This window comes from Streptomyces sparsogenes subsp. cuspidosporus, from assembly GCF_039532705.1.
Taxonomy (GTDB): domain Bacteria; phylum Actinomycetota; class Actinomycetes; order Streptomycetales; family Streptomycetaceae; genus Streptomyces; species Streptomyces sparsogenes.
In genome coordinates this window covers 1-22522 of sequence record NZ_BAAASD010000018.1, presented here as the reverse complement: position 1 = coordinate 22522, position 22522 = coordinate 1, and the positions used below count along the sequence as shown (strand labels likewise).

Sequence of the window (22522 nt, the reverse complement as noted above, 5' to 3'; positions counted from 1 at the left end):
CGTCGGTTCTGGGCCTCGGCTACGTCAACGGATCCAGACGGCCCGGCCCAGGATGGCGATCTCGCCCTCCTGGGAGCGTCCGCCGGGCGGGATCACATCGATGACCGGTCCGCTGCAGTCGTTGTTCGCGTAGGCGAGAGCGTATTCGTTGGTGTCGTTGTACACGTGGAACCTGTTGTCCTCCAGCTGCACCCGGACGCAGCCCGTGGGGTTGACGACACGCCAGGTGCTGTTGAACAGGTCGCCGTGAGCGGCGGACGCCGAGGTGGCCATCGAGAGGGTGAGGGCTCCCGCTGCGGCCAGAATCCCGGCAGTGGTGGTGAGGCGGCGCATCATGCCTGACTCCTTCCGAGGGCTGCGGTCGGTGTGGCCGTCCCAGACCGACCGACAGCCCCTGGATACCGGCACGCACCGGAATTCCGGTGGAGCCGCGAGAGGGAGGAGGCCGACTCGGAAGAGGCGCGTCCGCTCCATCGGCGGTGTGACACACTGCGCTCCCAGGCCCCGACTGCCCAGGACGCGCGGGGACTTGCCGGAGCGACTGCGAGGAGAGTTATGAGGGCGAACGAACTCGCCTGGACCCGGTTCCTGCGATTCGCCACCCACCGATGAGCGCGCAGACCGGCACCCTCCAGCCGGTGGCCGACGGCGTCTACGGCTGGGTCCAGCCGGACGGCTCGTGGTGGGTCAACAACGCGGGGGTCGTGGCCACGGACGACGGGGTCGTCCTGATCGACACCTGCGCCACCGAGCGCCGCACCCGCAATCTGCTGCGCGCCGTCGCCGAAGCCACCGGTGGCGCGCCCGTGCGGTACGCGGTCAACACCCATCTGCACGGCGACCACACCCATGGGAACAGCCTGCTGCCCGAGGCCACGACGATCGTCGCGCACGAGGCGACCCGCGAGGGGATCCTGGCGGACACCGTGATCGACGGATGTCCGCCCGCGTGGCATCCGCTGCCGGACTGGGGCGGGGTGGCGCGGCGGGCGCCCGGGGTGACCTTCCGTACGGCGCTGACGCTGCACATGGGGGAGCGGCGCATCGAGCTGCATCACCCGGGGTACGCCGCGCACACCCCCGGGGACGCCGTCGCGTGGCTTCCCGGGGAGCGTGTCCTGTTCGCCGGGGACCTGCTCTTCCACCAGGTCACTCCGCTGGTGTTCATGGGCTCGCCGGAGGGCGCGCTGCGCTCGCTCGACTGGATCGCCGCGTTCGAGCCCGAGCGTGTCGTACCCGGGCACGGCCCGCTCATCGACGCGGACACCCTGCCGGAGGTGCTGGACACCCACCGGCGCTACTACCGGCTGGTGGTGGACACCGCCGAGGCCGGTCTGCGGGACGGGCTGACGCCGCTGGAGGCCGCGCGGGGCTGTGCGCTCGGCGAATTCGGCGGTCTGCCCGACGCCGAGCGCATCGTCCTCAACCTGCACCGCGCGTACGCGGACCGCACCGGTGGAGACTTCGACCCGTTCGGGACCTTCGCCGACGCGATCGCCTACAACGGAGGGCCGCTGCCCACCCGGGTCTGAGCGAGGTGTCAGGGACGAGTCTGCTCCGACGTGTCAGGAAGCTGCCGCCGCGTTGTGGCTAGTGGGGTGTGTGGGGCGGGTAGGGACTGGGCGACCTCGGGGTCGATTCACTGGATCAATCTCTGGAGGAAACCCATGGAGAAGCAGTCGAGAACGGACGAGACCGTCGAGAGCTACGAGCCGCCGGCGCTGGTCGGCGTGGGCGAGTTCTCGGAGGACACGCTGGGGTTCGGCCACCGGTACGAGGACGTGCTCGGCGAGCAGGGCTGGGGGTGACGGTAGCCTTCCGGACCGTTTGAGATGAGCGCCGGGTTTGTCGTCCTTCCGGACGTGCCGGGTACACAGCTCTCGTTTGATGCGTATCCCTTTGAGGCTCCCCGGGTGATCCCGCACCCGTCCGGCCGACCGTGGCTGGTGGGGCGGTGGGAGCCGGATGAGATTCGTCAGGTGGCGACCGGGCCCGTGCGACTGGTGGTGATCGGGTTCTGCCCGGTCACCACCGGCCGGCTCGAGGAGCTGTGCCGGCGGGTTCGCACGGTGGCCGATGTGGACGCCGTGGCCAAGGCGCTGCCGGGGAGCTTCCATCTGGTCGCCGCCGTCGGCGCCACCACACGCGTGCAGGGCGGCGTGACGGGCCTGCGCCAGGTGTTCCACACCAGGCTGGGCGGGGTGCCGGTCGCCGCCGACCGGGCCGATGTGCTCGCGGCGATGACCGGGGCCGGGATCGACGCGGACACGCTGGCCGTGCGCGTCGTGTGCGGGGGCATGCTGCCGCCGCCGCTCGCCGACCGGAGCGTGTGGGCGGGCGTGGCCACGGTGGCGCACGACCACAGCCTGTGGCTGGAGCCGGGTGGGGCGCGCGAGGTGCGGTGGTGGCGGCCGCCCGCTCCCGAACTCGGTCTGGAAGAAGGCGCATCGGCGCTCAGGGAGGCGCTGATCACCGCCGTGGACGGGCGCCGCCGCGCGGGAGGCGGGCTCAGCGCGGACCTGTCCGGCGGCATGGACTCGACCACGCTGAGTTTCCTGGCCGCACGGCACACCCCCACCCTGCTGACCTTCCGATGGGCCGAGGCCGAGGCCGGAAACGACGACACCCGCTTCGCCGAACAGGCCGCCCGCTCGCTGCCCGAGGCGCGCCATCTGGTCGTGGCGCAGCGGGACCTGCCGCCGATCTTCACCGACCCCGGAGCCCTGGCCGACACCGAGCGGCCGTATCTGTACCCGCGCACCCTGGCGCGCGTCCGGTACACGGCGCGGCTGCTCGCCGAGCGCGGGTCCCGCGCGCACCTGGCCGGACACGGCGCCGACGAACTCTTCGGGCCGGTCCCCGGCTATCTGCACCGGCTGGCCCGCCGCCGGCCCCTGACGGCGCTCCGGCATCTGCGCGGACACCGCGCGCTCAGCCGCTGGTCCCTCGCCCCGACCCTCGCCCAACTGGTGCGGACGGACAGCCCGGCCGGGTGGTGGCTGACCCAGGCCGAGCAGCTGACCAGCCCCGCCCCGCCCCGCAGAGTCCCCTCCCTCGGCTGGGGTCTCACACCGCTCCGCGCCCCGGTCTGGGCGACCGCCGACGCCGTGGACGCGGCGCGCCGAGCGCTGCGCGAGGCCGCCGAACACGCCGCGCCCTTCGCCGAGGACCGGGGGCAGCACCAGTACCTGACCGCACTGCGGATCACTGCGCCGGCGTACCGGCAGGTTTCCTGGCTCTTCGGCGCGGCGGGGGTGGAACTGCACCAGCCCTACCTGGACGACCGGGTCGTGGAGGCGGCGCTGGCGGTGCGCCTCCACGAGCGCGTCACACCATGGCGGTACAAGCCGCCGCTGGCCGCGTCCATGCGGGGCCTGGTGCCGGACGTGGTGCTCGACCGCATCACCAAGGGCGACTTCAGCGCCGATGTGCGGGCCGGGCGGCGACGCAACCTGTCCGCGCTGCTCGAGGTGTTCTCCGACTCCGCCCTGGCCGACATGGGCCTGGTGTCCCCGGGGGCGCTGCGCGACTACCTGCTGACACCGCACGCCGACATCTCCCGGGACATCGCCACCGAGAAGCTCCTGGGCTGTGAGACCTGGGCCCGCGCGGCACGGCAACCTCAACCCCTGGGGAAGCCCCACGGGAAACCTCTTGGGAAGCGATGATGTCCCTGAATCTGCATCAGGACGTGTCCATGGCCGAGACCGACGACGGCGCCGTGCTGCTCCACCAGCGCACCGGACGCTACTGGCAGCTCAACCCCACCGGGGTGTTCGTGCTGAAGACCCTGCTGGACGGCCGTACGGACGAGCAGGCCGCCGACCGGCTCGCCGCCCGCCACCGCCTCGACACCGCCGACGCCCGCCGCGACGTGTCCCGCCTGGTGTCCCAGCTGCGGGCCGCGCACCTGCTCACGGAGGCCCGATGAGCGCCCCGGTGGCGCTGCCCGACCGCGACCGGCTGCCGCTCCACCGGCGGGTGATGCCCTGGCTCGCGGTGGTCGTGGCCCGTCTGCTCGCCCGCGCCAAACCGGCCCGGGTGCGCGCGGTGCTGGAGTTCCTGCGGCGCGGCGCCCGGCCCGCCACCGCCGAACAGGCGCTGGCCGCCCGGCGGGCCGTGGTGGCGGTGAGCCTGCGCTGCGCGGGCCAGGCGTGTCTCCAGCGGTCGATCGCGGCGGCACTGCTGTGCCGCGGCCGGGGCGTGTGGCCCACCTGGTGCACGGGGGTGCGCACCAGCCCGTTCGAGGCCCACGCCTGGATCGAGGTCGCGGGCGAGCCCGTCGGGGAGCCCTACCCGGCGGGGCACTACCGTCCGCTGCTGTCCGTGGCCCCGGTGGCCCGGCCGTGAGTTCCCGGTGGGTGTTCGCGGTGAGTATTTCGCGGTGAGTACGAGACAGCGACACGCCATGGCATCGGCGTGTCGCCGTCCCGTACTCACCACAACTCGAACTCACCACAAACCGGCGGCGTCGAGGGGCTACACGTTGGGGACGCGCAGCTTGTCCCAGCTGGTGCGGCCCGGGGTACCGTCCGCGTCATCGCCGGAATACCCCAGCTTGCGCTGCCACGCCGCGTAGGACTTGCGGTCCGCCTCGGTCCACTCCGGGCCCGGCCCCTCCTCGTACCGCCCGCAGCCCTCGGCGACCAGGCGCTTGCCCATCGCGGTGATGATCCTGCTCTCGCGGCCCGTCCGGAAGAAGGCCGAGCCCGGGAACGGCTCGTACTTCGCGGGCGGCTTCGGGGGCTGCGGCTTGGGGCCGTCCGGCTTCGCGCCCAGGCGCTTGGCGATGCGCGAGCGCATGGTGTCCATCGAGAAGCCCCGCGGGTCCACCTTGCCCGGCTGCCACTCCAGGTGGCCGATCACCGACCGCTGGGACCAGCCGTGGGCACGGCAGATGGCCGCGGCCACCTTCTCGATCGCCAGCTTCTGCGCCTCGGGCCACGGGTCCTGGCCGTCGCCGAGGTTGATGCACTCGAAGCCGTAGAAGTGGCGGTTGCCGTCCGTGTCGGCCTCGTTGTCGCGGGGCAGCGCGGTCTCGTTGACCACGGCGTTGAGCACGTCGCGGTCGCCGAGGCCCGCGTGGTTGGCCCGGCCGTTGCCGACCAGGTGGACCGCGCCCGACTTGTCGATGACGCCGTGGCACAGCGGCCCCGGCAGGGAGGAGTGGCCCTCGTAGCACAGCTCTACGGAGGAGGCCGTGCCCTTGGTGACGGTGTGGTGGATCATCACCCCGTTCACCGGGCCCCAGGGCCCCTTCGAGTTGCGGTTGTGGGTGCGCCAGCTGCGGTACTCGTGGACTTCCAGTCCCTCGTCGCGCAGCGCCTTGAGCAGGCGGTCGGCGGTCAACGGAGTGGCCATCGTGATGTGCTCCTTCGATGAGGGGGACGTGGTGGGGTACGGATCTGGTGGGCGCGGGGCTCAACCCGCGTGCCCCGCCTCCCGCTGAGGCCCGGTCTCCGCCTCCGCTTCGGTCGCCGCCCGGGTCTCCGCCTCCGCTTCGGCCGCCGCCGCGAGCGCCGCCGCGTCCGCCACCGGGGCCGGCGTTACGGTGCCGCAGCGGGCTGAGCGCCAGGATCTCCGGAGGGCCGGGGTGGGCCTCGCCGCACCCCGGGCAGGCGAGCCGCAACGTCACCTCGGCGGCGGGGCCGGCCTGTTCCGCGGCCTCGGCGATCCGGCGCTGCACGGTTTCGGGCAGCCGCGGGGTGGGCAGTTGGTCGGCGGCGTCGGCATTCCCCCTCCATTCCCCGAGTGCATCAAGAGATGAGGAGAGGAAGTGAAGGACACGCGCGGCCATGCGGCCGCTTTGTGCACTCTTTCTCCGGCACTTCCCCCGTCACGCACCCCGCGAATCGGTATCGCAGGGTTGAGCCGTCGCTTGCGGCTCCCGATGCATCAGTGCGTCTTTGAGTTTCTTTCCCCTCTTCGACGCGGGTCAAGGAAGCGTTCCGGTCATTTCGGTGATCTCGGAATTCTAGATCGTTTTACCTTGGGAGCGACTTGAGTCGGTCATTGCGCTGCGGAAATGCGGCGGCAATTCTTGATCGAATTCCGGGGGAAGGGAGCGGCCGGGGCGGGAACGAGCCGAATGGGCGGGCGCTTCGGCGCGCCGCTTCGCGGTCCGCCGGACCCTGGGATATCGCGCGCGGGTCCGGGTCAGCCGAGCTTGGCGGAGATGATCGGGGCCAGACGGTCGGCGATGGCGCGGTGGCCCTTGTCGTTCGGGTGGACGGGGTCGGAGAGCTCGTCGGCGGCGAGCCGGCCCGTGGTGTCGACGTAGGAGACCTTGGCGTCCCCGGCGCTGTTGCGGGCGCTGACGGCGGCCTTCGTCTCGGTCACATACCGCTTCTTGAGGGTCTGGACGGCGAAGAGGACCGCGTTCGGGTACATGGCCCGGATGTCGCGGAGCAGGCCGGTGTACGCCGCCTGGAACTCGGGCCCGGTGACGCCGTGCCCGATGTCGTTGGTGCCGAGGTTGATGACCACTGCGCTCGCCTGGTAGCGGGAGAAGTCCCAGTTCCGGTCGCCGGTGGAGGCGGTCTTGAAGAACTGGGTGGCCAGCCCCGTGCAGCCGTCCTTGCCCACCAGGCAGTAGCCCGAGCGGGCGATCTGGGTGTGCCGCATGCCCAGCCGTTCGCCGGTCTTCCAGGCGTGGGAGTCGAGCGCGAGGCGGTCGGTCAGGGCGCCGGCGGTGATGGAGTCCCCGACGAACTCGATCAGCTTCGCGGGGACCCGGGGGGTGGTCGTGCCCGCGCCCGGGTCCAGGACGAGGCCCTGGAAGACGGTGTCACCCGAGCGGTAGGAGATCCGGAGGGTGTGATTGCCCTGGGGCAGGGGCCGCGGGGTGAGGTCGACGGTGCCCCTGACGCCCGCGTAGAAGACGTCGGCGCCGCCGTCCACACCGGCGTAGAAGTTCACCGCGTCGCGGGCCTTGACCTTCACGGTCGTCCCGGTGAAGGCCGTCTGGAGATAGCCGCCGGTCCAGTTGGGCACGGCGGCGGTACCCGAGCTCAGGTCCCAGCGGCCGACGTAGGAAATGTTCGGGTCGGTTACCGAGCCGTTGCCCAGGGTCTGGGTGGCGTGCGCCGCCGCGTGCGCCCGGGGGCCGCCCGGGGCCAGACCCCAGACGATCACAGACGTGGTCATGACAAGCAGAACCATTCCGCGTGCCGTGCGGTCGCCCGCACGGGCGGGTGATCTCCTGGCGTGCGGTGCGGTCGGCTGCATGGGCCGTCCTCCCTGGCGGGGGTGGGCGCGGGCGCCGGCCCGGGAACCGGGGGAGCGCTCCCATCGCGGGCGCGCCCACGATGAAAGCGTTGAATCGGTTCATCATCAAGAGAGGTGACCAGGTTCGAAAATCCCTGTCGAAAGTTCGAACCGAAAGGTCGTCAAAAGGTTTCGTCCGGGCTGCCGATGACATCCCGGACGGTCTCGACGATCTCCGGTACCGCCCCCGCGGGGGCCGGGTCGAGCGCCACCTGGCGCTCGAACTCGGCCAGTGCCTCCCGCATCATGGTGGGGTGTTGCACAAAGGTGAGCTGGACGACCTCGGCCCCACTGTCCACATAGTCCCGCTCCCCCTTCTCCAGGGCGGTGACCAGGTCCCACATCAGGCCGACCGCCTCGCTCGCGTCCTGCGGTGAGTGCATGACATCCTCCGCTGGTCCCGTGACTCACGTACGGTCCCGTTCCTCGGACTGAGAGTGTCCCGCCTCGCCGCGGCGTCGCGCAGCCGTAATGCGATAAGCGACAACGCGCGTCGGGCTTCGACCGGTTTCCGTACGGTCTGTGTACGGTCGGCCGTCGCGGACTACCAGCGCGGAACGGAGGGGGTGACCCAGTCCGGCTCGACGACGCGCATGGCCGCCGTGTCGTCCCGGTCCCGCAGGGTGCCGTCGTCGTCCAGCCACCGCTGGTGGAGGGCGGCCAGCTGGGCGCGGTCGAGCTCGACGCCCAGGCCCGGCGCGTCGGACACGTCCAAGTGGCCGTCGCGGAAGGTGAGCCGCTCGGTGACCACGTCCTCGGTCTGCCAGGGGTAGTGGCTGTCGCACGCGTAGTCCAGGTTGGCCACCGTCGCCGCCACATGGGTCATCGCGGCCAGGCTGATGCCCAGGTGGGTGTTGGAGTGCATGGACAGGCCCACCCCGAAGGCGCGGCAGATGGCGGCCAGGTCGCGGGTGTTGCGCAGTCCGCCCCAGTAGTGGTGGTCGGACAGCACCACCTGCACCGCGTCCCGGGTGAAGGCCTCGCGGATCTCGCCGAAGGTGGTCACGCACATGTTGGTGGCCAGCGGCACCCCGGCCGCGGCGGCGACCTGGGCCATCCCCTCGGTGCCCGTGGTGGGGTCCTCCAGGTACTCCAGGACGTCGCGCAGCGCCCCGGCGACCTTCAGGGAGGTCTCCACCGACCAGGCGCCGTTCGGGTCCAGCCGCAGCGGCCGCCCGGGGAACCGCTCGGCCAGCGCCCGGATCGCGGCGATCTCCTGGTCCGGCTCGAACACCCCGCCCTTGAGCTTGAAGGAGCCGAAGCCGTAGTCGCGGGCGAAGCGTTCGGCCTGCGCCACCACGCCGGCCGGGTCGAGCGCCGCGTCCCAGTCGTCGGGCTCGCCCGCGCCGCCCGGGTGCTCGGCCCAACGGTAGAACAGATACGCGCTGTACTCGACGCGGTCGCGGACCTTGCCGCCCAGCAGGGCGTGCACCGGCATCCCGACGGCCTTGCCCCAGGCGTCCAGGCAGGCCACCTCGAATCCGGAGAGGATCGACAGCCGCAGCTTGTCCGCGGTCTGCACCCCGCGCTGCCCGCCGACGTCCAGCGCGTTCTCGACCTGGGCGGGGTCCACCGCGACCTCGTCGGCCAGCGCGAACAGCGCGTTCAGGTCGTTCGCGGCGCGCCCTTCGAGCTTGGCGGCCAGCGGCCGGGCGAGTTCCAGGTACTTGGTGTCGCCGTAGGTCTCGCCGAGGCCCGTCACCCCGCCGGCCGTGACCACCTCGATGATCAGCCGGGGCGTGTAGGGCTGGTGCACACCCTGGGTGTTCAGCAGCGGCGGATCGGCCACCAGGATCGGGGTCAGCCGCACCTCGCTGATGGTCAGGTCGGGGATGCGGGCCGTCGGGGTCATCGGGTGTCTCCCGCGAGGCCGGGGGCCGTTACGCGGGCCGTTACGCCGGTCATGGCGTCTCCCTATATAGATAGCGTCTATGTATGAAGATGGAGGCTAGGGAGGTGGACGAGGGCCCGTCAATACCCGTGACGGCGGTCGTCGCGGCGCGCCGTTTACGATCTGACGCATGTCCGAAACCGGCGGCGTACGCGAAGTGAAGTCCGCGGCCCGCACCGTCGAGCTGCTGGAACTGCTCGCCGCGCGCGGCGACCGCCCGGCCCGGCTGCGCGAGCTCGCCGACGAGCTCGGGGTGCCGCGCAGCAGCATGTACGCGCTCCTGCAGACGCTGATCGACCGGGGCTGGGTGCGCACCGACGCCACCGGCTCGCTCTACGGCATCGGCATCCGCGCCCTGCTCACCGGCACCAACTACCTGGACAGCGACCCGCGGGTGCGCGCCGCCCGGCCGTACCTCGACGAGGCGTCCGACGCGCTCGGCGAGACCATCCACTTCGCCCGGCTCGACGGCGGCGACGTCGTCTATCTCGCCACCCGTGAGTCCCATGAATATCTGCGGCCCTTCAGCCGGGTCGGCCGCAGGCTCCCCGCGTACGCCGGCGCGCTCGGCAAGGCGCTCCTGGCCGAGCGGGACGAGGCCCGGCTGCCCCTGCCCGACGGCCCCTGGGAGCGGCTGACGCCCAACACCCACGCCGACCTCGCCTCGCTGGCCGCGGATCTGGCGCGGGTGCGGGAGCGGGGCTACGCGATCGACCGTGAGGAGGGTGTCGCGGGGATCACGGGCTTCGGGTTCGCCCTGCGCTACGACTCGCCCGCCATCGACGCGATCAGCTGCTCGGTGCCGACCGCCCGGCTGACGGAGGAACACGAGCGGCGGATCGTCACCGTCATGCGCGAGATCCGCGGCCGCATCGAGGCCGCGACCCCCGGCGCCGCGGCATCCGCCCCGCAGTGGCGTTAGAGCCCGGGGGCGTCGGTTCCCGCCGTGGCGCCGAGTGGTCCGCCCCGGCATTAAGTTTGATGACGGTCGAAATTTGACAGTCATCGTACTTTCCGCTTGGGTTGAGCCACGGCGGCGCGGCCCGGCGCGGCCGTCACCGTGTGCGAGAAGGGGGAGACGTGATGGCCAGAACAGTGCGGTTCCATGCGCACGGCGGGCCGGAGGTGCTGCGGCTGGAGGACGTGGAGGTCGGCGAGCCCGGCCCCGGGGAGCTGCTGATCCGCGTGGAGGCGATCGGCCTCAACCGCGCCGAAGTGCTCTTCCGCGACGGCCATTACATCGAGCAGGTCAGGCGGTTCCCCGCCCGGCTCGGTACCGAGGCGGCCGGCGTGGTCGAGGCCGTCGGCGCTCAGGTGACGGGGTTCCGGATCGGGCAGCCGGTCAGTGTGGTGCCCGCGTTCTCCATGAACGACTACGGCGTCTACGCGGAGCGCGCGATCGTCCCCGCCGCCGCCGTCGTACACCGCGCCGAGGGGCTCGACGCGGTGGCCGGGGCGGCGGTGTGGATGCCGTATCTGACGGCCTACGGCGCGCTGGTGGAGGTCGGCGGGATGCGCGCCGGCGACACCGTCGTCCTGACCGCGGCGTCCAGCAGCGTGGGTCTGGCCGCCCTCCAGATCGCCCGACGTGTCGGAGCGGTGCCCCTCGCCACCACGCGCACCGGCGCCAAGAAGGACGCGCTGCTCGAGGCGGGCGCGGCCGAGGTGATCGTCACCGGCGAGGAGAACCTCGTCGACCGCGTCCTCGACCTGACCGGGGGCCGGGGAGCCGAGTTCGTCTTCGACGCCGTCGCCGGACCCGGAGTGGTGGACCTGGCCAAGGTGGTCGCCCCCGACGGCACGCTCTTCCTGTACGGCGCGCTGAGCGGCGAGACGACCCCCTACCCGGGGTTCGAACTGGGCATGCCCGCGATGAACATGCGCACCTACACCGTCACCCGCGAGCTGACCGCGCACCCCGAGCGCCTGCGTCGCGCCGAGGCGTTCGTCTCCTCCGGCCTGCGCACCGGTGCCTTCCGGCCCGTCGTGGACCGTACCTTCCCCCTGGACGAGATCGCCGAAGCCCACCGGTACATGCAGGCGGGCGCCCAGGTGGGCAAGATCGTCGTCACCGTCGACCACTGACCGCCTCCGCGGGCGGCCGGGCCCGGCGTCTTCCGTCAGAGGGGGCGGGGCGGCGTCCCAGGCCGTCCGGGCCGCAGGCACAATCCCTGCCATGGCCCGTGATCCCGAAGCCTCGCCCGCCCTGGCCGACGAGCTGCTCGCCGCCCTCGATCCGCTGCCCTACCCGCGCCGGATGCGGGAGCTGGCCCTCCGGGCGAGGGCGGCGAGCGCGCGCGGGCAACTGTCCGGGCTGCTCGACGAGCTGTCGCGGCGCGGCGGATACGAGCGGGCGCTGGCCGTCACCGCCGCCGCGGTCGGCGGCCGGACCGACTACCTGGAACAGCGGCTGGCCGACCCCGACCCCGTCGTGCGCGGGCACGCCCTCGGGGCCGCGCGCCGCGGCCGGCTCGCCGACGCCGCGCTGGAGGCGGCCTTCGAGGACGCCCCCGCCGCCGTACGGCGGGGGCTCATCCGTACGGTCGTCGCCGGCCGGCGCACCGCGCTCGCCGACCGGCTCGTCGACCCCCTGCGGGAGCGGTGGGGCGACGCCCCGGCCGCCCGGCTGCTGCCCGCCTGCGGGCCCGCGACCGTCACCCGGCTGCTCCCCGACCTCTTCCACGCCGTCGGCAGCTGGCGCGCCCTCTCCTCCCGCCATCCCGCGGCCGTCCTCGACGAGGCCGAACGGCAGCTGTCCGCGCTCCCGGAGGCGCTGCGCGGCGACTGGTGGTTCCGCCACGCCCCCTGCGTCGCCCTCGCGGCGCCCGCCGAGCCACGGCGCGCCCTCGACCTGCTCGAGCGGCTGTGCCACAGCCCACTGCCGCTGCCCGTGCGGCACCGGCTGGGGGCGCTCGCCGCCGCCGAGCCCGACCGCACGATACGGCTCCTGCTGACGCCCGAACACGTCGGTCTCCTACGCGGCCGGGGCCTGGAACAGGCCGTGCTGCGCCGCCTGGTCCGCGCAGACCCGCCCGAACTGGCCGAGCTGGCGCGGGCGCTGGGCCACGACGCCCACGCCCTGGCCCGGCTGCTGGCCGCCCTGCCGCCCGCCCGCCGCCCCGACGTCTTCGACGCGGCCGTCGCCGAGCGCGACCTGAGCCACGCCGACGTGGAACCCGCCCTGCTCGAGGTGCTGCCCCGGCCGCGCCGGGAAGCGGAGGCGCGCCGGATGGCCGCACGGGCGCGCGAGCGCGGCGCGCCCTGGACCACGGTCCTGGAAGCGGTCGCGTATCTCCCGGTCGGCGAGGCGCGCGACGACCTGCTGGAGGCCACCCGCCGCTCCTCGGCCGAGGACCGCGCACTGGCCTACCCGCTCCTCATACGCAACACCGCCCGCTCCGGCGACCCGGACGCCGTCACCTCGCTGCTGGCCCTGCTGGAGCGGCTGCGCAACGAGCGGGACCCGGTGCGGTCGGCCGCGCTGGGCGCCCTCGCCGGCACCCACCCCTCCCTCTTCCTCGACGCCGCCGCCGAACACCTCGACAAGGTCGCCACCGACGCCATCCAGGCCCGCGACTCCTCGGCCGCCACCCGGCAGGCCCTACGCCGGCTCGCCGTCGCCCTCCTGCGGGAACACGCGGTCACCGGGCGGCGGGAGCTGATCGGCTGGGCGCTGCGCACCATCACCCGGCTCGCCGGAAACATCGGCCCCACCGACCTCGGGCGGCTCGACCACACCCTGCGGCGCGGCCAGGAGCAGGCGGTCCTCGAAGCGCTGCGGCCATGGCTGGAAGCGGGCGCCGACCGGGTCGACCACGAGCTGACCTTCGCCCTCGCCCGCTCGCTCGGGCGCCGCGCCCACGCCCTGCCGGAACTCCAGGACCTGCTGCGGCAGGCCATCCGGTTCGGCGGCGACGCCACGGTCCGCACGGCCGTGGGGCTGTGGCTGGACGACCCGGCGCGGCGGGACGCGCGCGTCGCCGAACTGCTGGCGCAGGAGCCCTCGGCGGCCGTGCTGCCGCCCGTCCTCGCGGTGCTGACGCACCGCCGCACCGACCTGCTCGACCTCGTCCTGGACGACATCCCTCCCTACGGCCGCTTCCTGACGCCCGGCAGTCACTGGACGCCACCGGTCGACCACGGCACCAGCCGCTGGCTGCCCCGGCAGCGCGCCGCCGCCGCCCGGATCCTCGCCCGCGCCGCCGCGGACGACTCGCTGCGCACGGACCAGCGCACGAGCGCCATCGCCGCCGCCGCGCGCATCCCGGGCCACGGCGCCGAGGCCGCCCTGGCCTGGACCGACGCGGACGACGTGGTCCTCGCGGAGGCCGCCCTCGCCGCCCTGGCCCAAACCGACCGCCCGGGCGAGCAACTGCCCCTGCTGCTCGCCCACGCGGGCGGCGACCGGGCCCGGGTGGCGGTCTACGCGGCGACGAGGGCGTCCCTGTACGTGGCGCCGTCGCGGCTGGAGGTCCTGCTGCGCGGGGTGCTCGCGACGGCCGTGCCCGCCAAGGTCACCAGCCGGAAGGAGGCCGCGCGGCTGGCCGCCACCCGGCTGCCGGCCCCCGCCGCGGCCGCGCTGCTCGCCGACGCCTACGACGCGCCGGGCCAGCACCACGACGTCCAGGCGGCCTGCGTGGCCTTCGCGACCGGGCTGCTCGGCCGCGAGTCGGCCTGGGAGCTGCTGTCGGCCGCCGCTCGCGGCCGGCGCGAGCTGCGCTGGGCCGTACTGCGCACCCGCCCGCTCGACCTGCCCGAGCCCCATCGCGCCCGCTACGCCCGGCTGGTGCGGGATGTGTGCGACACCGACGACCCCGAGGTCGCCCGGGCGGGCCACGCCGCGCTCGCCGTCTGGTCCCCCTGGGCGCCCGACGCGGCGGCGGTGTTGGTCGCCGCCGCCACCGACCTGGACAACCGGGCGAGCTGGCACTCCGCCGCCGACGCGCTGATCGACCTCATGGCCGCCGCCCCCGGCGGCATGCCCGAGGACAACCCCCTGGCCTGGGTACTCGCGGCCCTCGCCGCCGCCGACGCCCACCCGCACACGCCCGACGCCGAACCGGACCGCGACCGCCCGGCCCGCCGCCGCATCGGGCGGATCACGGCCCGGCTCGCCCAGCACACCCGGATGCGGCCGGGCACCATGCGGCCCGTCGCCTCCGCGGCCGGCGAACTCCTCGCGGGCTACGAGCCCTTCGTCGCGGACGCCGCCCACGTCCTGGTCAACGCCATCGACCTGGACGCCGAACCCGGTGAGCTCACCGCCGCGCTCGGCCGGCTCGCCCGGCTGCACGCCACCCGGCCGGCCCTCGCCGCCCGCACCGCCGACACCCTGCACGGCAGGTTGCGCAGCGCCGCGCGGCCCGGACGGAGCGAAGCCCTGCTGCGGGCCGCCCAGGAGCTCGGCGACGACGGAGCGCTCGCCTCCGGGCTGTTCGCCGTCACCCTCACCGGTGTGGGCGGGGCGCGCGCGGAATGGGCGGAGCCCTGGCGGACCCGGCTGCGCGCGCTGCGCCACCACCGGCACCCGGACGTCCGCGACGCCGCGCTGCTGCTCGCGACCGCGCAGGAGTGACGCGCCGCGAGCCTGACGCCGAGGGGCCCGGTGCCCGGGGACCCGATGCCCGGGGACCCGACGCCCGGGAGCTTGACGCCTAGTCATTCCTGCGCCATACGCCCTCGTCGTACTGATAACCGTACTCCGGGCGCCCCTTGACGCCGCTGGTGCGGAACGGCGCGCCGTGGTCGTCGATCCGTATCGTCCCCTCGCGGTCGCCACTGGTCCAGTCGAGCTCCAGGTACCAGCTGCAGTCGCAGCCGGACGTACGGGCGTTGACCAACAGCACTTCCGGGTCCGTGGCGGACACCCGGTACGGGAAGCGCACGGCGGGTATCGGCTCGCCCGCGTCGCTGCCGTCCGTGGGGATGGGCAGCGGGCGGTCGGCGTCCAGATCGACGGAGAAGGCGCGCGGGGTCAGGGAGCCCCCGCAGCCGTTCTCCATCGCGAAGGACGACCAGGGCAGCGGGGCGCGCCGCCCCACGACGCGGACGTGCAGGTCCTGCAGCACGACGGCCGACTCGGACCGGCCCTTCACCGTCACCTCCACGTTCGTGGTGCCGCCGTGCACCGCGCCGTGGGCGGAGGCCCAGGCCGCGGCGTCCTGCTCGACGGGCGGCGGGGCGACCTGGGACGGGGGCCGGTCGATGAGATAGCGGTGATCACAGCGGTTCTCCCAGACGTGGGAGCGGGTGCTGAGGGTGAGCGGGGTGCCGCCGCCGGGCTTGTCGTCCCGGCCGCCGCCCCCCGAGCCGCCGGTGCCGGATCCGTCCCGCCTCGGCGACGCGGAGGCGGACGCGCCGTCGCCGCGCCGCCCGCCGCCCCGGGGCGAGGCCGAAGCGCGCTCCTTGGTCGTGTCGTCCTTCTTGAGCTCGCCACGCGCGGTGGGGCCCGCCGCCGGCGCGGAGCCCGACGCCGCCGAGGAGGGCGCGGGGGACGCGGCGGCCTCCTTCCGCTCGTCATCGGTGGTCGGCCGGACCTGCACGGCCGTGACGGCGAGCACGGCCGCGGCGGCCACCCCCATCAGTAACGCCCAAGGCCGGGTCCGCCAGGCGTGGAGCCCGCCCGACCGCCCGGCGGCCCCACCCACCACCGGCACGGGCCGCAGCCGCCCGCGCGCCACGGCGCCCCGGGCCCCGGCCTTAGGGTCGCGCAGGTCGGTGGTGTTGCCCCGCTCGGTCGCCTCTTCCGCCGGGCGGTCCGGCTCGTCCGAGGGGTCCTGCGGTGCGCCGGTCGCCGCGTCGCGGTCCTCGGCCCGGGCGGCCGGGCCGCCTCCGGCCGTGGGGCCCGGCGGGCCCGACGGGGCGGCATCGTCGGGCGGTGACGGATCACCGTCCGAGGACGCACCCGCCGGAGCGAGGCCCTCCCCCCGGGGCCCGCCCCGGCCGGAGGGCGACCGTCTCGCCGCGTCCGCCAGGATCCACCGGCGGTGCAGGGCGATCAGCTCCTCCGGACTGGCTCCGCACAGCCGCGCGAACCGCTCCACCGCCGCGTATTCCGCGGGCACCGCTTCGCCGTTGCAGTAGCGGTGCAGCGTCGAGGTGCTGACGTGCAGCCGCGCGGCCAGCGCGCCGTAGCTGCGACCCGAACGGTCCTTCAGTCCGCGCAGACTCTCCGCGAACTCCATGATCTCTTCCCCGCCGGCCACCTGTGACCACCCCCCACATATCCATACACCGCCACCCGCGCTCACGTTCCACCGTCCCGCGGGCGCGTTCCAGGCTGTTGTCATTCCCCCAAGTCAGAGTACGTGCAGGCATTCCGGCGTCCCGGATGCCACGCCATCCGTAGCGGCCCCGGCACGGCGGCGCCCACGCTGGGGACCAGTCGCCGCGACCGCAGCGGCGGATCACCGACCCGGACCGCGGGGACGCGGACCGAAGAGACGGGAAACACCTCATGCACAGGCACAAGCACAAGCGCTCCCACCGCGCCGCCGCCCTCGGCGCGGTGGCCGCGGCGGCCGTCGTGGCCGTCGTCGGGACCGGACCGGCCCAGGCGAGCGCTCAGGCGGTTCCGGCTCACCTGGTGCCCAGGGAACTGCCGCCGCACCCGGCGTCGGACTGGTACGCGAGCGACGTCATCAAGGGGCTGCCGGAGAACGCCCCGTTCTGCGTGGAGAACACGCTGCCCTCCGCGGGAGCCACCCACCGGACGTTCTGGACCGAGTACGACACGAACGCGACCCAGATCGTGGTCAGGACCGGGACCGTGGACGCGGCCCGCAAGCTCGCCGCCGCGGCCGAGAAGAAGATCCAGAACTGCGCGGCCGACTGGGAGCGGAAGTTCCCCGCGGGCACCGCCTCCTGGCGGGACTACGGGGCGGTCCAGGCCGAGGACGGGGCCCATGTGTACGGCGTGCACACCTCGCATCCCGACTCGGAGCCGGGCATCCACCTCTTCGGGGTGGGCCGCGACGGGCGGACCGTCACCATCGTCCGATGGGGCGAGATGGGCGGCTACGACCAGGCCCCGGTGGACGCCTTCAGGCACACCACGAAGACCGCGGTCGTCAAGCTCTACCAGGAGTAGCGGCTCGTACGGCACTCGCCGGCCACGGGGCACCACATCCGGACGTGGCGGCTACGCGCGCGCAAGGGGGGCGCGCGTCGTCGTCACGCCGGGTGTGGGCGAGTGGCCTACGTCGCGGGGATCAGGCCGGACCCGGGCCCGCTGAGGAGAGGCCGATCGGTCAGGGGCGGGTTCGGCGGTCAGGGGGTGCTCCCGCTGCGCTTCAGACCTCCCGCAGCAGCGCGGCCAGGGCGTGGTCGAGGTCCAGCCGGCCGCTCTCGCTGCCCTCGGGCACCAGGGCGTACGAGCGGTCCAGGAAGAGCCGCAGATCGTCGGTGTCGAACTGGACCATGGCCATGCCCTCCGGGGCGTGGAACTCCAGAACGGTGCGCTGCGGGCCGCACGGCCACACCTGGACGTCGCCGCTGCCCGCCGGGCCCCTCAGCCCGGCCGTCAGCAGCTCGCGCCCGAAGGTCCACTCCACCGCCGCCCCGTCGAGGGACGCGGCGGGCGGGAAGGAGACGTGGACGGCGAACGGGTCCTCGCGCTCGTAGCGCAGGTACGCGGGGATGGCGCGTGCCTCGGGCGTCGACGCGATGAGGCGTGCCTGGACGGCTTGATCGATGACGGTGGTGGTCACAACGCCTGCTCCCTTGCGATCGGGCGGGTCCTTGGCCGCTCTCTACGTCCTTAAGACGTATGGGCGATCACCCCAGTGCACCCGCGGCGGACGTGACGTGTGTCACGACCATGTATTCGGGTGGAGATGCGACATTTAGGCTTGCGGAATCCACGCAAAGTCTCAGGTGCCGTGCTGAGCTGTTACAAAACCGCGGCTGCGGCGAGGCACCACTTCAGGGGTTGTTCCACCATGACCGAAGGTCCCGCAGAGCTGGACGCGGACGCCTACGTCCGGCTCCATCAAGACCACCGTTCGGCGCTCCTCGTCTACGCCCGCACCCTCATCGGCACTCCCTGGCCGGCCGAGGACGCCGTCGCCGAGGCGTACTTTCTGGTCTGGCGGCGCCTGCGGTCCGGTGAACCCGTCGATGACGTCCCGGCCGCCCTGAAGGCCACCGTGCGCGATCTCGCCAGGTCCGCGGCGAGCCGCGACCGCGCGCAGCGCGTCTCCTACGTCGACCTGCTGGCCCGCGTCATCGAGGAACTGCCGCAGCGGTGGGTCAAGGCGCTGTGGCAGGCCGAGGCGGAGCGGCAGCCGCCGGTGGCCGCGGGCCGCCGGCCGGCGGCGGGCGCGAGCCCCGCCGCCGCCCTGGAGCGGGCCCGGGACGGCGTGCGCCAGCACTTCCTGCGGGCCCAGCCGGGCACCCCGGCCGATCCGGCCTGCGGCTGGTGCTGGGAGCGGCTGCCCGAGCACGTACGGGGCGTGGACTCGCCGTCCCAGGCGGAGCAGGTCGCCGTCCACGTGGCCGGCTGCGCCGACTGCCGGGCGCGGACGGAGCGGCTGATGGCGGCCGACGCCCGGCTGTCCGCGCTGCTGGGCCCGGCGCTGCTGACCCTGCTGGCCCGGGAGACCGCGGACTACCTGGTGCCGCTGGCCCGCGCGGGCGGCGCGGTGGCCGCCCTGTCCGCGGGCGGGGCCCACGCCGCCCCCTCGGGCACCCTGACCTCCGCGGCCCGCTCCGCGGGCCATCTCGTGCGCCGCCGGGTGACCCGGGCGGGCCGGCCGGTCGCCGTCGCGGCCGGGGCCGGCGCGCTGGCCCTGGCGGGGGCGGCGGTGGCGGCCGGGCTCGTCCTCACGGGCGGCGATACGCCCGGTGACGAACAGCGCACGATGGCCTCGGCGCCCGACTCGGGCTTCGGCTCCCCGCCGTGGGGGCAGGAGGCGACGCGGTCGGACCCGGCGGGACACGGGACGGCGTCGGGCGTCGCGCCCTCGGGGCGCCCCGGCGCGGGTACCCCGTCCGGCGCCGCCGACCGGTCACCGGAGCGGTCGCCGTCCTCCTCCTCGGGGTCTGCCTCGCCGTCCTCGCCGTCCTCGCCGTTCTCGTTGGCTCCCGGCGCGCCCGGGAGCACGCCGGCGTCCGCGGCGCCGTCCACACCGTCCGGGAGCGGCGCGAAGACCCCCACCCGGCCGCCGGCCACGCAGCCGACCGCGAAGCCCTCGCAGAGCGCCACGCCCAAGCCGACCAAGACCCCGGAACCGACCGGGACCGCGACGGCCGGGCCGACCGCCACGCCGACCGAGTCGCCCTCGACGGAGCCGGCCACGCCGACCGCTCAGCCCACACCGACCGATTCGGCCAAGCCTGCCAAGCCGACCGAGCAGCCCCCGGCGGCCGGCCGCGACGGCCGCGACGGCCGGGACGGCTGGGAGAACGGCTAGGCCCTCAATACGGCTGGGCGGTGCCGACGGCCAGGCCCGTGCCGCGGGGCGAGGTCCGGCCGTCGCAGGGCCCGAAGCCGTCGCAGTACGGGGCGTTCGCGCTGGTCCCGCAGCCGCACAGCGTCGCGCGGGTCTCCCGGCGGGGCCCGGCCGCGGTCTCGACCACGAGGTCGCCGCGGACGAGGATCTGCCCCGAGTCCGTACGGGCGACCGCCGTGGGGCGGACCGGCGTCTCGGTCTGGCCGTTGGCCATCCGGTAGCGGAGCGCGCCCGACGTGCAGCGCCGGACGATCTCGGCGACCACGTCGGCCGGCGCGCCGTCGGGCTGGATCCACGGCTGCCGGTCCGGGTCGAAGACCTGGGGGAGCGCCCGTACGCACTCGCCCGCGCGCAGACATCGCTCCGCCTCGTAGTGGATCGTGACCATGGCTCCCACATACGGCTTCGAGCGCTCGCCGTCCATACCGCCGCCTCCTCGCTCCCCGCCCCGCCCTCACCATAGGAAGGCCCCGCCCCGTCCCGCGATTCGGCGTCCGGGCTCACTCGTCCGGCGTCCGGGCTCACTTCTGCGTGGACGGAGTCCCGCCGATGGGCTAGCTTCCGGCCCCATGAGGGACCAGGGGATCATGAGCATGATGAGACGTGTGGTGGCGGTCGGGCTGTGCGGCGCGGCGCTCGCCACGGCCGTCGCCGCCGCGCCCGCGCAGGCCCGGCAGGCGCGCCCGGAGGGCGTGTCGGGCGCGGGGTGGCGGCTGAAGGACAGCGGCACGGACGCCCGGTTCCGCGGGCTCGCCGCCGTCAGCCGTACGACCGCGTGGGTGGCGGGCTCGAAGGGGACCGTGCTGCTCACGCACGACGGCGGGCGCGATTGGCGCGATGTGTCGCCCCCGGGCGCGGAGGGGCTGGAGTTCCGGGACGTCGAGGCGTTCGACGGGCGGCGCGCCGTGGTGCTGGCCATCGGTGAGGGCGAGGCCTCCCGGGTGTTCCGTACGGACGACGCCGGGGCGACCTGGACGGAGACCTTCCGCAACACCGACCCGCGCGCCTTCTACGACTGTGTGACTTTCTTCGACGCGCGCAACGGGATCGCGCTCAGCGACCCGGTCGAGGGGAAGTACCGGGTCCTGGCGACCGGCGACGGCGGGCGCAGCTGGCGCGTGCTGCCCTCGAACGGCATGCCCGCCGCGCAGCCGGGCGAGTCCGCGTTCGCGGCGAGCGGGCAGTGCCTGGTCAGCGCCGGGCGGCGGGACGCGTGGTTCGCCACGGGCGGCGCGGCCGGCGCCCGCGTCTTCCACTCCGCCGACCGCGGCCGCACCTGGACGGTGGCCGACACGCCGCTCCCGGCGGGCGACCCGGCCCGCGGCGTCTTCGGGCTCGCCTTCCGCGACGCCCGCGTCGGCCTCGCCGTCGGCGGCGACTACCGGGCCGGGCAGGCCTCCCCGAAGGCGGCCGCCGTCACGGCGGACGGCGGGGCCGGCTGGACGGAGGCCGCCGCGCCGCCGCCCGCCTACCGCTCGGGCGTCACCTGGCTGCCGCACAGCCGCCGCACCGCCCTCGCGGTCGGCCCGACGGGCACCGATGTGACGACGGACGGCGGCCGCACCTGGCGCACGGTGGACCCGGGCTCGTACGACACCGTCGACTGCGCCCCGGACCTCGGCTGCTGGGCGGCGGGGGAACAGGGCCGCGTGGCCCGGCTGGAGCCGGCCCGGAGCTGAGGGACGAGGGGGTGAAGGGCCAGGGGGCGAGGGGCCGGGGGAGGAAGGGCGGAGTTCAGGACGGCAGCTGCTGGCGGTAGGCCTCCAGCTCCGGAGCGGTCTTGGTGGCCAGGAACTCCGTGATCCGGTACTCGCACACGCCCGCGACCGAGAACGGGTCGGTCGCCACCAGCTCCTCGATCCTGGCCCGGTCGTCCCCGACCGCCAGGATGACCCCGCCCTCCCGGGGCACCTTGCGGCCGGAGGCGATGAAGTCCCCGGAGGCGTAGTGGCCCTCCAGCCAGACCACGTGGTCGGGGAGTACGGCGTCGACGCGCTCGAGGGGCGCGGTGTAGGTGAGTTCCAGAACGAACATGATCGCGAGGCTAGTACCGTGGAGCGCATCATGACCAGCACGTCCGACCCCCGGCCCCCCGCCGCTCCCCGCTACGAGCTTCCGCCCGGCTGGCCCGCGACGGAGGCCGAGGCGGCCGCCGTCCAGGAGCGGCTGCGGGGCTCCGTCCTGGTGGACGGGGATCTGCCCGCGCCGGGCGCCGGCACGGGCGCCGTCGTGGGCGTGGATGTCGCGTACGACGACGAGCGGGGACGGGTCGCGGCGGCCGCCGTCGCGCTCGACCCGCGCGGCCTGACGGTCGTGGGGGAGGCCACGGCGGTCGGCCCGGTCGCCTTCCCGTACGTGCCTGGCCTGTTGGCGTTCCGCGAGATCCCGGCCGTCCTCGACGCGCTGGCCACCCTGGACCGGCTCGGCCACCGCCCCGACGTGGTCGTCTGCGACGGCTACGGCCTCGCCCATCCGCGCCGCTTCGGGCTGGCCAGCCACCTGGGGGTGCTCACCGGGCTGCCCACCATCGGCGTCGCCAAGAACCCCTTCACCTTCCACCACGACGCCCCGGGCCCGCGCCGCGGCGACTGGTCACCGCTCCTGGACGGCGCGGAGGAGGTCGGCCGCGCGCTGCGCACCCAGGACGGCGTCAAACCGGTCTTCGTCTCCGTCGGCCACCGGGTAACCCTCGCGGTCGCCTGCGCCTACGCCCTGCACCTGGCCCGCGACTACCGGCTGCCGGAGACGACGCGGCGTGCCGACACGCTGTGCCGCCAGGCGCTGGCGGCCGCCTGAGGGACCCTCACGGGGCGCGCCGCCCGCGCCGCGCTGGGCGCGTCGGCCGCCCCCAGGCGCGCCGCCGCACTGGGCGCGCCACCCGCAGGAACCGCGCCCGCCGCGCCGGGCGCGCCCG

21 protein-coding genes are annotated in these 22522 nt (G+C 74.5%); 12 read left to right on the top strand and 9 right to left on the bottom strand.

What is annotated here, in order from left to right; genetic code table 11:
* Positions 1-24: 24 nt before the first annotated feature.
* Positions 25-336: a hypothetical protein gene (locus tag ABFY07_RS21645; RefSeq protein ID WP_065965870.1), complete on the bottom strand. Its 312-nt coding sequence runs from the start codon at positions 334-336 to the stop codon at positions 25-27.
* Positions 337-608: 272 nt separating this feature from the next.
* On the opposite strand from ABFY07_RS21645, the gene ABFY07_RS21640 reads away from it, so the two are divergent.
* From ABFY07_RS21640 to ABFY07_RS21620, 5 genes are all read left to right on the top strand, one after another.
* Entirely contained in the window at positions 609-1532 is a 924-nt protein-coding gene (locus tag ABFY07_RS21640; RefSeq protein ID WP_346176091.1) for an MBL fold metallo-hydrolase, read from the top strand.
* A 135-nt stretch (positions 1533-1667) separates the two neighbouring features.
* A complete protein-coding gene (locus ABFY07_RS21635; RefSeq protein ID WP_104531406.1) occupies positions 1668-1808 on the top strand; it encodes a lasso RiPP family leader peptide-containing protein in 141 nt (46 codons plus the stop codon).
* Between the two features lie 171 nt (positions 1809-1979).
* Positions 1980-3668, top strand: a complete 1689-nt coding sequence (locus tag ABFY07_RS21630) for an asparagine synthase-related protein (RefSeq protein ID WP_346176090.1) — start codon at positions 1980-1982, stop codon at positions 3666-3668.
* Complete coding sequence (locus ABFY07_RS21625; protein WP_346176089.1) at positions 3665-3931, top strand: lasso peptide biosynthesis PqqD family chaperone; 267 nt, start codon at positions 3665-3667, stop codon at positions 3929-3931. The genes ABFY07_RS21630 and ABFY07_RS21625 overlap by 4 nt, the downstream gene beginning before the upstream one ends.
* Positions 3928-4350, top strand: coding sequence for a lasso peptide biosynthesis B2 protein (locus ABFY07_RS21620; RefSeq protein WP_346176088.1), 423 nt, complete (start codon positions 3928-3930; stop codon positions 4348-4350). Before ABFY07_RS21625 ends, ABFY07_RS21620 begins: the two co-directional genes overlap by 4 nt.
* 129 nt (positions 4351-4479) lie before the next feature.
* Here ABFY07_RS21620 and ABFY07_RS21615 read toward each other — a convergent pair whose 3' ends face one another.
* From ABFY07_RS21615 to ABFY07_RS21600, 4 genes are all read right to left on the bottom strand, one after another.
* Positions 4480-5361 (bottom strand): peptidoglycan-binding protein, encoded by an 882-nt coding sequence (locus ABFY07_RS21615; protein ID WP_346176087.1) that lies wholly within the window; start codon positions 5359-5361, stop codon positions 4480-4482.
* A gap of 795 nt (positions 5362-6156) precedes the next feature.
* Positions 6157-7146, bottom strand: a complete 990-nt coding sequence (locus ABFY07_RS21610) for an SGNH/GDSL hydrolase family protein (protein WP_346176086.1) — start codon at positions 7144-7146, stop codon at positions 6157-6159.
* 242 nt (positions 7147-7388) lie between these two features.
* Positions 7389-7649 carry a hypothetical protein gene (locus ABFY07_RS21605; protein ID WP_065965881.1) on the bottom strand — a complete coding sequence of 87 codons (261 nt, stop codon included), beginning with the start codon at positions 7647-7649 and terminating at the stop codon, positions 7389-7391.
* Between the two features lie 161 nt (positions 7650-7810).
* On the bottom strand, positions 7811-9118 hold the full coding sequence (locus tag ABFY07_RS21600) for a glucarate dehydratase family protein (protein WP_346176085.1): 1308 nt from the start codon (positions 9116-9118) through the stop codon (positions 7811-7813).
* A gap of 169 nt (positions 9119-9287) precedes the next feature.
* Here ABFY07_RS21600 and ABFY07_RS21595 point away from each other — a divergent pair, with 169 nt between their 5' ends.
* The 3 genes from ABFY07_RS21595 to ABFY07_RS21585 all read left to right on the top strand — a co-directional run bounded on the left by ABFY07_RS21595 (position 9288) and on the right by ABFY07_RS21585 (position 14732).
* Positions 9288-10079 (top strand): IclR family transcriptional regulator, encoded by a 792-nt coding sequence (locus ABFY07_RS21595; protein WP_346176084.1) that lies wholly within the window; start codon positions 9288-9290, stop codon positions 10077-10079.
* A 161-nt stretch (positions 10080-10240) separates the two neighbouring features.
* Positions 10241-11242, top strand: coding sequence for a zinc-dependent alcohol dehydrogenase family protein (locus tag ABFY07_RS21590; RefSeq protein ID WP_346176083.1), 1002 nt, complete (start codon positions 10241-10243; stop codon positions 11240-11242).
* Positions 11243-11333: 91 nt separating this feature from the next.
* Positions 11334-14732 carry a hypothetical protein gene (locus ABFY07_RS21585; protein WP_346176082.1) on the top strand — a complete coding sequence of 1133 codons (3399 nt, stop codon included), beginning with the start codon at positions 11334-11336 and terminating at the stop codon, positions 14730-14732.
* 79 nt (positions 14733-14811) lie between these two features.
* Here the strand turns inward: ABFY07_RS21585 and ABFY07_RS21580 are convergent, their stop codons facing one another.
* Positions 14812-16341 carry a helix-turn-helix domain-containing protein gene (locus ABFY07_RS21580; protein WP_346176081.1) on the bottom strand — a complete coding sequence of 510 codons (1530 nt, stop codon included), beginning with the start codon at positions 16339-16341 and terminating at the stop codon, positions 14812-14814.
* A gap of 272 nt (positions 16342-16613) precedes the next feature.
* Between ABFY07_RS21580 and ABFY07_RS21575 the strand changes: the two genes are divergently transcribed.
* Positions 16614-17246: a hypothetical protein gene (locus ABFY07_RS21575; RefSeq protein ID WP_346176080.1), complete on the top strand. Its 633-nt coding sequence runs from the start codon at positions 16614-16616 to the stop codon at positions 17244-17246.
* 202 nt (positions 17247-17448) lie between these two features.
* On the opposite strand, the gene ssgD is transcribed toward ABFY07_RS21575, so the two are convergent.
* The gene (gene ssgD, locus ABFY07_RS21570) at positions 17449-17865 is read right to left on the bottom strand and encodes a spore wall synthesis regulator SsgD (RefSeq protein WP_346176079.1); all 417 of its coding nucleotides are present in this window, start codon (positions 17863-17865) and stop codon (positions 17449-17451) included.
* 231 nt (positions 17866-18096) lie between these two features.
* Between ssgD and ABFY07_RS21565 the strand changes: the two genes are divergently transcribed.
* Entirely contained in the window at positions 18097-19569 is a 1473-nt protein-coding gene (locus ABFY07_RS21565; RefSeq protein WP_346176078.1) for a zf-HC2 domain-containing protein, read from the top strand.
* Between the two features lie 4 nt (positions 19570-19573).
* Here ABFY07_RS21565 and ABFY07_RS21560 read toward each other — a convergent pair whose 3' ends face one another.
* Entirely contained in the window at positions 19574-20032 is a 459-nt protein-coding gene (locus ABFY07_RS21560; protein WP_346176077.1) for a (4Fe-4S)-binding protein, read from the bottom strand.
* A 163-nt stretch (positions 20033-20195) separates the two neighbouring features.
* Here ABFY07_RS21560 and ABFY07_RS21555 point away from each other — a divergent pair, with 163 nt between their 5' ends.
* A complete protein-coding gene (locus tag ABFY07_RS21555) occupies positions 20196-21287 on the top strand; it encodes a WD40/YVTN/BNR-like repeat-containing protein (RefSeq protein ID WP_346176076.1) in 1092 nt (363 codons plus the stop codon).
* Positions 21288-21342: 55 nt separating this feature from the next.
* Here the strand turns inward: ABFY07_RS21555 and ABFY07_RS21550 are convergent, their stop codons facing one another.
* Positions 21343-21642, bottom strand: coding sequence for a YciI family protein (locus ABFY07_RS21550; protein WP_346176075.1), 300 nt, complete (start codon positions 21640-21642; stop codon positions 21343-21345).
* A gap of 30 nt (positions 21643-21672) precedes the next feature.
* Here ABFY07_RS21550 and ABFY07_RS21545 point away from each other — a divergent pair, with 30 nt between their 5' ends.
* Complete coding sequence (locus tag ABFY07_RS21545; RefSeq protein WP_346176074.1) at positions 21673-22404, top strand: endonuclease V; 732 nt, start codon at positions 21673-21675, stop codon at positions 22402-22404.
* Positions 22405-22522 lie beyond the last annotated feature (118 nt).